12 protein-coding genes are annotated in these 12,362 nt (G+C 68.1%); 9 read left to right on the top strand and 3 right to left on the bottom strand.

Going from position 1 to position 12,362, the window contains the following annotated elements; genetic code table 11:
- Positions 1 to 222: hypothetical protein (locus tag ABDW35_RS20800; protein ID WP_343715797.1), on the top strand; the 222-nt coding region annotated here is incomplete at its 5' end.
- 22 nt (positions 223 to 244) lie between these two features.
- Positions 245 to 946, top strand: coding sequence for an SDR family oxidoreductase (locus ABDW35_RS20795; RefSeq protein ID WP_343715796.1), 702 nt, complete (start codon positions 245 to 247; stop codon positions 944 to 946).
- A 23-nt stretch (positions 947 to 969) separates the two neighbouring features.
- Here ABDW35_RS20795 and ABDW35_RS20790 read toward each other — a convergent pair whose 3' ends face one another.
- On the bottom strand, positions 970 to 3,840 hold the full coding sequence (locus ABDW35_RS20790) for a winged helix-turn-helix domain-containing protein (RefSeq protein ID WP_343715795.1): 2,871 nt from the start codon (positions 3,838 to 3,840) through the stop codon (positions 970 to 972).
- A gap of 337 nt (positions 3,841 to 4,177) precedes the next feature.
- Here ABDW35_RS20790 and ABDW35_RS20785 point away from each other — a divergent pair, with 337 nt between their 5' ends.
- The 3 genes from ABDW35_RS20785 (at position 4,178) to ABDW35_RS20775 (ending at position 7,382) form a co-directional block, all read left to right on the top strand.
- Entirely contained in the window at positions 4,178 to 5,437 is a 1,260-nt protein-coding gene (locus ABDW35_RS20785; protein ID WP_343715794.1) for an extracellular solute-binding protein, read from the top strand.
- A 99-nt stretch (positions 5,438 to 5,536) separates the two neighbouring features.
- Positions 5,537 to 6,487: a sugar ABC transporter permease gene (locus tag ABDW35_RS20780; protein WP_343715793.1), complete on the top strand. Its 951-nt coding sequence runs from the start codon at positions 5,537 to 5,539 to the stop codon at positions 6,485 to 6,487.
- Between the two features lie 19 nt (positions 6,488 to 6,506).
- Entirely contained in the window at positions 6,507 to 7,382 is an 876-nt protein-coding gene (locus ABDW35_RS20775; protein ID WP_343715792.1) for a carbohydrate ABC transporter permease, read from the top strand.
- A gap of 17 nt (positions 7,383 to 7,399) precedes the next feature.
- Here the strand turns inward: ABDW35_RS20775 and ABDW35_RS20770 are convergent, their stop codons facing one another.
- A complete protein-coding gene (locus ABDW35_RS20770; RefSeq protein WP_343715791.1) occupies positions 7,400 to 7,978 on the bottom strand; it encodes a LuxR C-terminal-related transcriptional regulator in 579 nt (192 codons plus the stop codon).
- On the opposite strand from ABDW35_RS20770, the gene ABDW35_RS20765 reads away from it, so the two are divergent.
- The gene (locus ABDW35_RS20765; protein ID WP_343715790.1) at positions 7,971 to 8,102 is read left to right on the top strand and encodes a hypothetical protein; all 132 of its coding nucleotides are present in this window, start codon (positions 7,971 to 7,973) and stop codon (positions 8,100 to 8,102) included. The two genes, ABDW35_RS20770 and ABDW35_RS20765, sit on opposite strands and share 8 nt — an antisense overlap.
- A gap of 74 nt (positions 8,103 to 8,176) precedes the next feature.
- Here ABDW35_RS20765 and ABDW35_RS20760 read toward each other — a convergent pair whose 3' ends face one another.
- Entirely contained in the window at positions 8,177 to 9,130 is a 954-nt protein-coding gene (locus ABDW35_RS20760; RefSeq protein WP_343715789.1) for an alpha/beta hydrolase, read from the bottom strand.
- Positions 9,131 to 10,041: 911 nt separating this feature from the next.
- On the opposite strand from ABDW35_RS20760, the gene ABDW35_RS20755 reads away from it, so the two are divergent.
- The 3 genes from ABDW35_RS20755 to ABDW35_RS20745 all read left to right on the top strand — a co-directional run.
- Positions 10,042 to 10,734: a response regulator transcription factor gene (locus tag ABDW35_RS20755; protein WP_343715788.1), complete on the top strand. Its 693-nt coding sequence runs from the start codon at positions 10,042 to 10,044 to the stop codon at positions 10,732 to 10,734.
- A 101-nt stretch (positions 10,735 to 10,835) separates the two neighbouring features.
- Positions 10,836 to 11,312, top strand: a complete 477-nt coding sequence (locus tag ABDW35_RS20750) for a (2Fe-2S)-binding protein (RefSeq protein ID WP_343715787.1) — start codon at positions 10,836 to 10,838, stop codon at positions 11,310 to 11,312.
- A 1-nt stretch (position 11,313) separates the two neighbouring features.
- A partial coding sequence (locus ABDW35_RS20745; RefSeq protein WP_343715786.1) for a molybdopterin cofactor-binding domain-containing protein occupies positions 11,314 to 12,362 on the top strand: 1,049 nt, incomplete at its 3' end.

Raw genomic sequence — 12,362 nt, 5'->3', positions numbered from 1 at the left:
CCCAGCGGCGTGTTCCACCATGCCGATCGAAGCGGCGTGGCCATGGGGTCGAATCCGCAGCGAAAGAGCTACGCCTCCTACGCCTCGTTCAGCGATCCCGACGGCAACGGCTGGGTGCTGCAGGAGGTGACTGCGAGGCTGTCCGGCGACATCGAACCGGGCGACGCCCGGTTCACCCGCGAGGTTGTGGACGCGGTCCGACGCACGGCCACCGGAGGATGACATGGATCGCGACAGAACGATTGTGATCACCGGCGCGTCGGAGGAGATCGGCGCGAGCCTCGTCGGCACCTTCCTCGAGCGCGGCTACAACGTCGTCGCGGCGTCTTCGGAGACCGGCCGGTCTGCGGGAAACCTGCGCTCGGATCGGCTGGCCTGCGTGGCCGGGGATATCGCGGATCCGGACACGGCCAGGGCCGTCGCCGGCACCGCGGTGGCACGCTTCGGGCGAATCGACGCCCTGATCAACGGTGCCGGGATTTTCTTCGCCAAGCCGTTCATCGACACCACGGTCGAGGACTGGCGCCATCTCATGTCGACCAACCTCGACGGATTCCTGCACCTCACCCAGCTGGTCGTCCGGCAGATGCTGGCGCAGGGAACCGGCGGCAGCATCGTCACCATCACCTCCCCTTCGGGCGGCCGGACGATCCCTGGCCTCAATGCGTCCGTCGCGATCATCGCCGCAAGCGGTGTCGAAGCGGCCTCCAAGACCATCGCGATCGAACACGCGCAGGACGGGATCCGCGTCAACATCGTGGCGCCCGGCATCGATGCGGCATCGTCCCGATCGGCCGATCAGGACATCCTGCTCGAGACGCCGCCGGCGATGCGCTGCCCCTCGATGACGAAGGAGATCGTCGATGCGGTCGTCTTCCTGACCGAGGCGCCGCAGATCACCGGGAAGGTGCTGCATGTCGACCGCGAACCCGTCGACAGATGGTGAGTCCGGGCCCGATATCGACGGCGTCAACTGCCGGCCCGGAGCTCCTGCAGCAGCTCCTGCGCGACCACGAGATCATGCGTGTCCTGGCCTTCGCCGAAGCGGTCATGGATGGGAGCCAGCAGCGCCAGCGCCTCGCCGGCTCGATTCTGGTCCTTCCACAGCCGCGCCAGGCTCGTCGCAGTCCGCAACTCCCATGCGATCGTCTGCTGCCGGCGGGCCCATTCGAGCGACCGGTGATAGTACAGCTCGGCCTCGCGCGGCCCGTCGGGCGCGCCGTAGGACAGGATCAGCTCGCCCTTGATCCTGAGGATCTCGGCGAAATACCACCGCTCGTCATTCTGTTCGGATCGCGCCAGGGCTTCGTCGATCGCCGCCAGCCCTTCGCCGATGTTTCCGGCCAGCCCGAGCGCAGCGGCGTACTCGCTCTGGAACACGATGTAATAGACGCCGTACTGGATCTCGCGCAGCTCGGCCAGGGCGGCTTCGAGTTCGGCCAGCCCGCGATCGAGCTCGCCGCTCTTGATCCGCAGGACGCCCCGGAAGCACCGGCCCCAGCCCTGCCAGAAGGCGAGTCCCTGGGCCGCATTGTCGATCAGCATGGAGACATAGTGCTCGACCAGCGGCCGATCGCCGACGAACAGGGCCACGGGGCACGCGGCATGGACCAGGACCTGGCAGAGGGTGAGGGTATCGTTCCCACTGGCGGCGCCATCGACGATGCTCCTGACCATCTGCACGGCATGCGTTGGCCGGCCCTGCAGCCACAGGATGCGGGCGAGGAAGCATCGGGCCATGGCGCGCTGGTCGAACACGAAGCGGATCATCTGGGCGCCGATGACCGGAACTTCGTATCGGCCCAGCATGCGCTCGATGGTGTGCCGGGCCTCCGCCTGCTCGCCCAGGAGATGCAGGATGTAGCCGACCATCCGGTCTCCGACCAGGATGCCGAGCTTGTCGCCGACGTTTCCGGCAAGCTCGGAGAACCTTCTTCCCAGCGCCAGGGCCTCGCGGAACCCGCCCTTGTTCAGCAGGCCGGACCACAGGCCCCACAGCGCCCGCAGCTGGTAGTCGCGGTTCTGCAATTGCTCGGACGTCTCCAGCACCCGGCGCCATGCCGCCAGCGTGTCCGGCCCCAGCCCCTTCGTCTGCATCAGCGACCAGGCCCGCGTCGCGTGCAGGCGCATCTCCTGGTCGAGACTGCGGGTGGCCGCGGGGGCGGCCAGGGCGCGGTCGACCCGCTCCTCGCATTCGCTGGTGAGCGAGAGGTGGAACCACAGCGGGATGGCGACGACTGTCAGGGCGACGCCGGCCTCCACATCACCCGCGGGAGAGAAGGCCCAGTCGAGCGCAGCTCGGACATTGTCGATGTTGTGCCGGTAGCGCTGCAGCCAGTCGGCTGCCGGCTCGCGCTCCCATTCGCCATAGGCCTGCTCGAGCAACGCTCGGTAATGTTCGGCATGGCGTCGCGCGAACCGGTCGCGTTCGCCGCATTCGTCGAGCTTGACCAGCGCATAGGCACGGGTGGTGTCGAGCAGCCGGTACAGCGCGACGGCGGCGTCCACGCTGGCCGTGACCAGGGATTTGGCGATCAGGTCGGCGATCGCGTCGACGATCTCGGAGGCGGGCGTGTCGCCGTCGGCCAGGACGGCGCTGGCCGATTCCATGGTGAACATGCCGGCAAACACGGCCAGGCGGCGGAGCACGACCTGCTGCAGCTCCGGCAGCAGGGCATAGCTCCAGTCGAGCGTCGTGAGCAGGGTCTGGTGGCGGGGCAGGGCGGTACGGCGGCCGCGCAGCAGCAGGCTGAAGCGCTCGTCCAGCCGGGCCGCGAGTCCGGCGATGCCGAAGGTGTCGACCCGCCCCGCCACGATCTCGATGGCCAGCGCGATGCCGTCGAGGCGCCGGCAGATCTCGGCGACCAGCGGGGCCTCGGCGTCACCGAGCTCGAAGGCATCGAGGCAGGCGGCGGCCCGCTCGACGAAGAGCTGGACCGCGGGAAACGCCAGCGCCTCGGCGGCGGTGAGCTCGGTGCCGCCCTGCGGAAAGGCCAGCGGCGCGAGCCGGTGGACGCGCTCGCCCTCGGACCGCAGGGCTTCCCGGCTGGTCGCCAGGATATGGATCCACGGGGCGCCCTTCAGGATGTCCTCCGCCATTCTGGCGGCGGCTTCGATGAGGTGCTCGCAATTGTCGAGCACGATCAGTATGGCCTTTTCCCGCAGGAAGGCGATCACGTTCGACAGCGGCTTTTCCGAGCCCAGTCCGACGCCGAGGACGGTGGCCAGCGCGCCCGGCGCCAGCAGCGGATCGGAGAGGGGGGCGAGGTCGACGAAGCGGACGCCGTCCTTGAAGCTGCCGGCCAGGGTGTCGGCCACGGCGACCGCAACGGTCGTCTTGCCGATGCCGCCGGCGCCGACGATGGTGACGAAGCGCTGGCGGGTGACCTGCGCGGACAGGGCGGCCACGGTGTCGGACCGGCCGACCATGCGCGTGAGCGGCATCGGCAGGTCCTGCCGTGCCTCGACCCTCTCGGCCGGCGGAGTGGCGCCGCCTGGCGCGGAGCCGTGATCGACGGGCGCCACGAAGCTGTAGCCGCGTCCCGGGATGTTGGCGATGAAGCGCTTCCCGGCCTGCCCGTCGCCGAGAGCGCGGCGCAGGGCGGCGACATGGACCTTCAGATTGCCCTCTTCCACGAAGGTGTCGGGCCAGACGCGGTCGAGCAGCTCCTGCTTGCTCAGGATTTGGCCCGGCCGTTCGAGCAGGGCGACCAGGATGTCGCGCGCCCGGCTGCCGAGGTGAACCGGCTTGTCGTCTTCGAGCAGCAGCTGTTGGGCAGGCCGCAGCCGGAAGGCGCCAAAGGAAATTTCGCTCGGCTTCTCGGCCCCGTACCCGGTCACCCTTCACCCCTTCGGCTCGTGAGTCTGACGGCGCTTGCAAGACGCCTCACCCAAAGCCATACGGGCTCCGTCCTGGCCGGCCACACCCGTATCGTCCCGCGAACGGCGGGCACGGTCAACGCCCGGTGCGGACGACCAGGAGGCGGGGCGCCCGCATTGCCTGGCCGCCGGAATCATGGAATACTTTAATGTTGGACAAAAGGCATAATTGGGGAGGCATTCAATGGTGATCCGCAAAGGGCATGAATTCCTCCGAGAGGTGAAGTTTTCCCCTCAGTATTCGGCCAGTATCAGCAGGCGCGACTTCATCGCGCGCAGTGTTACGGCTGGGCTCGGCATGGCCGGAATCGGGGCCGTTGCCAAGATCGGAGGCGGCGTAGCCTATGCGGCGGACCGCCCGCTGACCCCCACGATCTATCAGTGGCTGCAGAACTTCCATCCCGGCATTGCCGCCGTGAACGCCAGGTTCCCGGGACTCAACTACCAGATCGCGCCGGTCGAGGGATTCGGCATCGAACGCTTCGTCGCGGAGGCGAAGAATCAGGAAAGCACCTGGGACGTCTATGTCGGGCAGACGCCCTTCGTCGAGATGTCGGCCCTGGTGAAGGCCGGCGTGATCGAACCCTGGGACAATTACATCCCGAAGGACGTGATCGACGATCTCATTCCATCGATCCGTGAGGAATGCACGATCGACGGCAAGCTCTACAACTGGCCGTTCTGTCTCGACGTCATCGGCACGGGATGGCATTCGGGCCTGACGGGCGCGGCGGGCGTGGCCGATGCCGCCCCCGCGACCTGGGACGAATTCATCACGGCGGCCAAGACGATCATGGACAAGCAGGCGGCGCCATGGGGGGCCACCTTCGACAGCCATGGATGGCGCTCGCTGGCGCCAATCGCGCACAGCATGAGCCCGCAGGTCTATACGTCGGACGGCCTGTTCGACTTCACCAGCGAGCCGGCGATCGAGGCGCTGAAGCTGATGAAGCGGATCATGCCGCTCGCCAATCCCGACATACTGCTCGAAGGCACGTCGGACGCCGGTATCGCCGGCACCCCCGACGAGGCGGCCTTCGCCGCCCAGCGGGTCGGCCTCTATTTCAAATACTTCAACGCGCCGCTGCGCATGGCCGCGAATTGGGACGACCCCAAGGCGCTGCACCTCGGCCCCTTGCCCAGCTTCGCCAATGGCGCGGGCTCGACCGTGTTCTGGACGACGGGCTGTGCCCTGTTCAAGCACGGCCAGAACAAGGAGAAGGCTGCGGAATACGTCAAGGCCCTGACCTATGACCGGCAGATCTGGAAGGATTCCATCGTCGGGACCCCGAGCGGCCATCCGGGGCAGCTGCCGCCCTACAAATCCATCTACGCCGAATGGCGTGCCGACAAGCCCGACTGGATGCCGGACTTCGTGACCCTGGTGCGCGACCAGCTCGACCGGGCCAAGGCGATCAGCAACCACCTGTTCGGGCTGCAGCAATTCGTCATCGGCAAGCCGATCTGGGAGACCTATCTCAAGGGTGAAGAGGCGGATCCGAAGGTGGCCATGCAGAAGGTCGCCGAAGCCGTCGCCGCCGAGGTGAAGAAGGGCTGACGCGCGGGCCGTCGCACCGGCTCGCCGAACCGCGGCTTGCCGGGGGCCTGGCCCTCGCGGATGGTGGGCGCCGGGCTTCGATCGGATGATTCTGCAGGCATGGACGACACGACTCTCTATCACCCCGCGGCGGCGGTTCCCTTGAGCCGCCAGGCGGTGCAGCTGCGCCGGTCCGCCGGCCCGTGGCTGTTCCTGCTGCCGGCCCTGACCTTCTTCGCCCTATACCAGCTCTATCCGGTCCTGCGCGTCCTCTGGATCAGCTTTACCGACTACCAGTTCCTCTCCAGCCAGCCGGCCAGCTGGATCTGGCTCGGGAACTACGCCGATGCGCTGCAGGATCCGCTGCTGTGGGCCGGCCTCGGGCGCGCCGCACTGTTCACCGTCATGTTCCTGCCCGGGACGATCATTCTGCCGCTGCTGCTGGCGATCCTGATCGACCGGGTGTCGGATGCGCGGCTGGCGACCTGCTACCGCGTCGTGCTGCTGATCCCGGCCGTGATCCCGAGCACGCTGGTCTTCGTGCTGTGGAAGTGGATGTACAACTACCAGGCGGGCCCGATTAACCACTTCCTGGTCGACACGCTCGGCCTGTTCACCCTGCAGAACGCGCCGCAATGGCTGGGCGGGACGCCGCTGACCCTGCCCGCGATCGCGATCATGGAGGTGTGGTGGGGCCTCGGCTACCACACCATCTTCTTCCTCGCCGGCCTCGCCACGATCCCCAGGGATCAGCCGGAGGCGGCGCGCATCGACGGGGCGAATGAGTGGCAGATCTTCTGGCACATCACCCGGCCGCGGCTGGCGCCGATCATGATGGTGCTGGTCGTCCTGCGCTTCGGCACCTCGATGGCGGTGATCGACGAGTATCTGATCTTCGGCGGCTTCAACCGCGCCTCGCCGACCTACACCTGGACGATGTTCATGTACGACCAGGCCTTCAAGCTCGGCCTGTGGCGGCAGGGCTACGCCGCGGCGATCGGGATGATCGGCGCGGTCGCCATGATGCTGGTGATGATGCTGCTGCTCCGGCTGTTCCGGGCGAAGGATTGATGGTGGGATCGAGCTACCGATGACCCTTGGACCCACCCATCGCGAGCCGGCCCGGCCGGGCTGGTCCCGGCGCAGGCGGGCCGCGGTCGCCCGCCATGCGGTGATCAACCTGTTCCTGCTGATCATCCTGCTGCCGCTGGCCTGGGTGCTGCTGCTGTCGGTGAAGACGCTGCCGGATGCGATGCGCGGCGGCTTCGTGCCGCGGCAGCTCGATTTCGGCAGCTACGCCTATGTGTTCGAGCGGGTCGCCACGCTGCCGCTCAACCTGTTCAACAGCGTGTACGTCACCCTGGGCTCGGTGCTGATCAGCATGGCCTGCGCCGTCTTGGCCGGCTATGCGCTGGTGCACCTGAAGCCGCGCGGCACCGGGCTGGTGCTGACGATCCTGCTGGTCTCGCTTTACTTCCCGGTCCGCGTCGTGTCGCTGATCAGCATCTACGAGACCCAGCGCTGGCTCGGGCTGCTCAACAACACCGCGGGGCTGATCCTGCCTTATGTCACCCTGCAGCTGGCGATCAGCGTGCTGATCATGCGCAGCATGTTCCAGCTGGTCCCGCGCGAGGTCATCGACGCCGCGCGGGTCGACGGCGCCGGCCCTTGGCGGACGCTCTGGATGGTGGGCCTGCCCATGGTGCGCAACGGTCTCGTCGTCATCTTCATCGTCAACTTCGTCGCCGCATGGGGCGAGTATCTGCTGTGCGCGACGCTGATCGACGACGAGGCGCGGCGGACGATGCCGGTCGTCCTGGCCGTGGCCCAGGGCGGCCAGGGCCATTGGTCCTGGCCCAATCTCGCGGCCGTGTACATCATCGTGACCACCCCCGGCATCATCGCCTTCGCATTCGCCCAGAAGCTGTTCTTCAAGGGCCTGGCCGAAGGCGCGACGAAGCTGTAGCGGTGGATGGCCGTTCCTCAGTGGCGGCGCAGGCCCAGCCTCGCCGCCATGGTGATCAGGTCGGCCAGGGAGTGCGCCTCCATCTTCCGCATGACCCTGCCGCGATGGGCCTTCACGGTGATCTCGCTGATGCCCAGCTCGAAGCCGATCTGCTTGTTGAGCAGCCCCGTGACCACCAGGGCCATGACCTCCCGCTCGCGACCGCTGAGCGATTCGTGGCGCCGGCGGAGGGCAAGCAACTCCGCCTCATGCCCCAGCTTGGTCCTGCTGGCCTCGAGGGCGCGGCCGATCGCGGTCAGCAGCTCCTCGTCATTGCACGGCTTGGTGAAGAACTCGGTCGCGCCGGCCTTCATCGCCCGGACCACGATCGGGACATCGCTGCAGCCGGTCAGGACGATGATCGGCATCTCGTTGCGCTCCGCCGCGATGCGCTGCTGCAGCTCGAAGCCGCTCAGATCGGGAAGCCGAAGGTCCAGGATGACGCAACTCGGGACCGGCACGTGCGGGCGTTCCAGGAATTTGAGCGCGGATCCGAACGCCTCCGCCCGCCAGCCCGAGACCCGGATGAGGTCGGCAAGGGATTCGCGGATGGACATGTCGTCGTCGATGATGAAGACGGTCGGGGTGCCGTCGGCACTCGGTGGCGAGGGCGCGCTCGTGCTCGGTGCAAAGCCGATCGCCGGGAGGGGGCTGCGGGGGATCTGTCCGGACGTCGCGTGATAGGAATGCGATATCATCTGTCCCTCACTGAAAATGTCCCGGCGCCGGAGGCTGCCGGTGCCTGTGGCCGGACCTCAATCCAGGACGGAGCGCAGGGCGGCGACCGCCTGGGCGATCGCGCTTCGCGTCGCCGGCGTATCCGCCAGCGCGTTCAGCATGACGAAGCCGTGAATGGTGCCGTTGTATCGGACCGAGGTGACCCGCACGCCGGCGCGAAGGAGCTGGCGGGCATAGTCTTCGCCTTCGTCGCGAAGCACGTCGTTCTCCGCGACGATGACCAGCGCATCGGGCAATCCGCGCAGCTGGTCGACGGAGGCTCGCAGGGGCGAGGCGGTGATCTCGTTTCGCGCGGCGGTGTCCGGGAGGTAGGCGTCCCAGAACCGTTCCATCGCACTTCTGGTCAGCCAGGGGCTGTCGGCGAAGGCCTGGTACGAGGGGGTGGCGAAATCGGCATCCGTGATTGGATAGAACAGGACCTGCAGATCGATCTTGGGACCACGACGCTGCATCGCGAGGAGAGCGACGGCGGCGGCCAGGTTGCCGCCCGCGCCGTCGCCGACGACCGCAAGCCTGGTCGGGTCGACACCGAGGCTCTCGCCATGCGCGGCGACATGAGCGGTGACGGCATAGATCTGCTCCAGCGCGACCGGATACCGTGCCTCGGGCGAACGGTCGTACTCCACGAAGAACAGCGCCGCGCCCACCGCGACGGCCAGCTCGCGCACGACCCTGTCGTGGGTGTCGGCCCCTCCGAAGCACCAGCCGCCCCCGTGGACATATACGATGACCGGGAGCGTTCGCTGCGCGTCGCTGGGCCGGACGACCCTGACGGCCACAACCCCGGTCGGCCCGACCGGGAATGATATGTCCTCGATATCGGCAGAGGGACGGCCGACGGCACCGGCCTGAATCCGGGCCAGCGCGCGGCGTGCTTCGCCCGGCGACAGGTGGCGCAGGTAGGGGGTCTCGCCGACCGTGTCCAGAAAGTCCTGCGTGATAGGCTCGAGAACCCAACCTGCGTCGCTCATTCCATGACCTCGGCTCGCGATATCGGAGCTTGGGACGGGTCCGGCAGCAGCCTCATGCGAGCGCATGTCCAACGTGTTCTGCGATGGTCGGTCCGCAGCTCACCGCGTCACGCATCGGCGGCTCCCGAAGGCGCCTTGATGACGGGATGCTGCGCCGGTTCGAAGGCCGGTTCGAGTTAAGACTGGTAAATTCGGGTGCTGGTGGCCTGGCGATGCCGATGGCGCACCGGATCGGGCCTCTTGGGCCGAAGAATTGCGGCCCGGCCGCAGGCGAGGCTTCAACTCGTGTGGCCGGGCCGCTGGCGCCGCCGGGGGTTAAGGCGGCGCATCGAGTGCGTGGCCGCTTCAGGGGGGATGAGAGCCACGTGCCGCATTGGGGGAGGAACCGCGGCGAGACTGAGAATAGTCGGTGCCTTGCCGTTCCCGAATTATATCTTGGTATCGGTGCTTCGATCCTGATGGCGAGACTTGGCAGGCTTTCGGCAGATTGACCCGCCGGAAGGATTGATCTTGCCTGGATTGGCCCGCGCCGGATTCGAGCGGCAACGACGCGTTGCCGCGCGAGCGGAGACCCTGGCGGGAGCCGCTGTCGTCGCGTCTTTCGCGCCAGGGAAGCGCATCCGCGCCGGCCGCCTCCACGGCATGCCGATTAACCCGGCTTAACGAGTCCTAACTGGTGCGCCCCGGGGACCGGCGTCAGAGTCGATGCAGACAGGAGCGGGTCGGGCGGATGTCCGAAACCGGCAGACGATAAGCTCGGTGAGGGCGGCCGTTTCGGCCCGGAGCCACAGCACTCTTCAGCGTGAGCTGTCGGCCGGACCCCTGCACGACATCCGACGCGCCGGCACTACGGCGAGGGCCGATTTGGCCTGCGGCGGCGCTTTCACGCAACCGAGACATGGAGGGTGATCATGTATGTCGACCAGCCGCTCCAGGGAAGGCGGGCATTGCCATCGCCGCAGCGCAGGATCGAGGCGGAGCCCGCGCTCGTCATTATCGTCGATGACGATGAGTTCATTCGGGAGGCGCTGTCCGAACTGATCCTGTCGGCAGGGTTTCAGCCGGCATCGTTCGCTTCGACCCAGGACTTCCTCGACGCCGACCTGCTGGATGTTCCCGGCTGCATGATCCTCGACGTGCGGATGCCGGGGACCAGCGGTCTCGATCTGCAGCGGCGTCTGGCCCAGAGCGGCAACTCCAAGCCGATCATCTTTCTCACCGGCCACGGCGACATCCCCATGACGGTCCAGGCGATGAAGGCCGGGGCCGTCGATTTCCTCACCAAGCCAGTGCGGGACCAGACGCTGCTGGACGCGGTGATGGCGGGCATCGCGATCGATGCCGCACGGCGTGCCAAGACCCGGGTCGCCCGGCTGCACGCCGATCGCTACAGCACCCTGACCCTGCGCGAGCGGCAGGTGATGTCCGCCGTGGCCCTAGGGCGCCTCAACAAGCAGATCGCCTATGACCTCGGCATCAGCGAGGTCACCGTGAAGCTCCATCGCAGCAGGGCCATGCACAAGATGCAGCTGACCTCCGTCGGCGAGGTCGTCCGCGCCTGGGAAACCCTGCCGGCCGAGATGCGCGAGAAGGCGGCGGCATGACGGGGGCGATGGCGAAACCCGGGCTTGACGCTCGGGATCGCACGGGCGGCGGAGCCGGAAGACATCACCACGGCGCATTTGATCGGAAGGGGATTTCATCGATGACTTATGTCCTCAACGTCAATGGCACGTCCCATTCCGTCGACGTGGACGGCGATATCCCGCTGCTATGGGTGCTGCGGGACGTCATCGGGCTGACCGGGACCAAGTTCGGCTGCGGCATCGCCATGTGCGGCGCCTGCACGGTGCATCTCGACGGGCAGGCGGTGCGGTCCTGCGTCACGCCCATCGCCGACGCCGCATCGGCTGCGATCACCACCGTCGAGGCGGTCGGCGCGACCGAGGCCGGCGCCCGCATCCAGCAGGCCTGGCTGGCGGAGGAGGTGGTGCAGTGCGGCTACTGCCAGTCCGGCCAGATCATGTCGGCGACGGCGCTGCTCGCGGCCAATCCCGCGCCGACCGACGCGGATATCGACGCGGTGATGGCCGGCAACATCTGCCGCTGCGGCACCTATCCGCGCATCCGCGCGGCGATCAAGCGCGCCGCCGGCGCGGCGGCGACCGGGGAGGGCCACTGAGATGGGCATCCTCGCCGTCACCGTCTCCGGCCAGGTCTCGCGCCGGTCGTTCCTGATTTCCGTCGCCCTGGCCGGCGGCAGCTTCGTCATTGGCCCGCGCTTCGCCGCGGGGGCCGAGACCGCCGAGCCGCTCCCTCTCAACCCGTTCATCCGCATCCCGCCGGCCGGGCCGATCGAGCTGGTGATCGCGTCCGCCGAGATGGGGCAGGGCGTCTACACCGGTCTCGCCACGCTGCTCGCCGAGGAACTTGAGGTGCCGCTGGACCAGGTGCGGGCTGTCCCGGCCCCGGCCGATCCCGCGCGCTACGCGCATCCCATGCTCGGCGACCAGATCACCGGCGGCTCCGTCACCATCCGCGGCTTCTGGGAGCCGATGCGCCGTGCCGGCGCCGTGGCCCGGACGATGCTGGTCGCCGCCGCCGCGCGTGAATGGGGCGTTCCCGCCGAATCCTGCCGGGCCGAGGCCGGCGCGGTGGTCCATGCCGAAAGCGGCCGCCGCATCGCCTATGGCGCGCTGGCCGCAAAGGCGGCGCAGGAGACGGTGCCGCAGGAGGTCGCCCTTAAGCCGGCGTCCAAGTTCAGGCTGATCGGCCGGGAGGCGCCGCGCCTCGACACGCCGGACAAGGTGGACGGCATGGCCCGGTTCGGGCTCGACGCCCATCCGCCGGGCGTCAGGTTCGCGGCGCTCGCGATTTGCCCGAGCTTCGGCGGGACGCTGAAGGCGGTGGAGGACGGCGACGCGCTGCGGGTCAAGGGCGTGCGCCAGGTGGTGCGGCTGAGCGATGCCGTCGCGGTCGTGGCCGACCACACCGGGGCCGCGCGCAAGGGGCTGGCCGCCCTGCGCATCACCTGGGATCCGGGACCGAATGGCGGGCTGACCAGTGCCGAGCTGGAGCGCCGGATCGATGCCGCGATGACGGATGGCGAGGCGCTGGTAGCGCATCAGGCCGGAACGATCGCCGAGCCCGTGGCAGGCGCCGGCGGGGTCGATGCCGTGTACCGCATGCCGATCCTGGCCCATTCGGCGATGGAGCCGATGAACGTGATGGC

This window comes from Inquilinus sp., from assembly GCF_039594555.1.
GTDB lineage: Bacteria > Pseudomonadota > Alphaproteobacteria > DSM-16000 > Inquilinaceae > Inquilinus.
This window is presented reverse-complemented; position numbering and strand designations above follow the sequence as displayed.

Bases quoted from the DNA above. Each gene is read 5' to 3' on its own strand.
- ABDW35_RS20780 (WP_343715793.1), top strand. From the start codon at position 5,537: ATGGACGACACGACTCTCTATCACCCCGCGGCGGCGGTTCCCTTGAGC.
- ABDW35_RS20760 (WP_343715789.1), bottom strand. From the start codon at position 9,130: ATGAGCGACGCAGGTTGGGTTCTCGAGCCTATCACGCAGGACTTTCTG.
- ABDW35_RS20765 (WP_343715790.1), top strand. From the start codon at position 7,971: ATGGACATGTCGTCGTCGATGATGAAGACGGTCGGGGTGCCGTCGGCA.
- ABDW35_RS20755 (WP_343715788.1), top strand. From the start codon at position 10,042: ATGTATGTCGACCAGCCGCTCCAGGGAAGGCGGGCATTGCCATCGCCG.
- ABDW35_RS20770 (WP_343715791.1), bottom strand. From the start codon at position 7,978: ATGTCCATCCGCGAATCCCTTGCCGACCTCATCCGGGTCTCGGGCTGG.
- ABDW35_RS20785 (WP_343715794.1), top strand. From the start codon at position 4,178: ATGGCCGGAATCGGGGCCGTTGCCAAGATCGGAGGCGGCGTAGCCTAT.
- ABDW35_RS20750 (WP_343715787.1), top strand. From the start codon at position 10,836: ATGACTTATGTCCTCAACGTCAATGGCACGTCCCATTCCGTCGACGTG.
- ABDW35_RS20775 (WP_343715792.1), top strand. From the start codon at position 6,507: ATGACCCTTGGACCCACCCATCGCGAGCCGGCCCGGCCGGGCTGGTCC.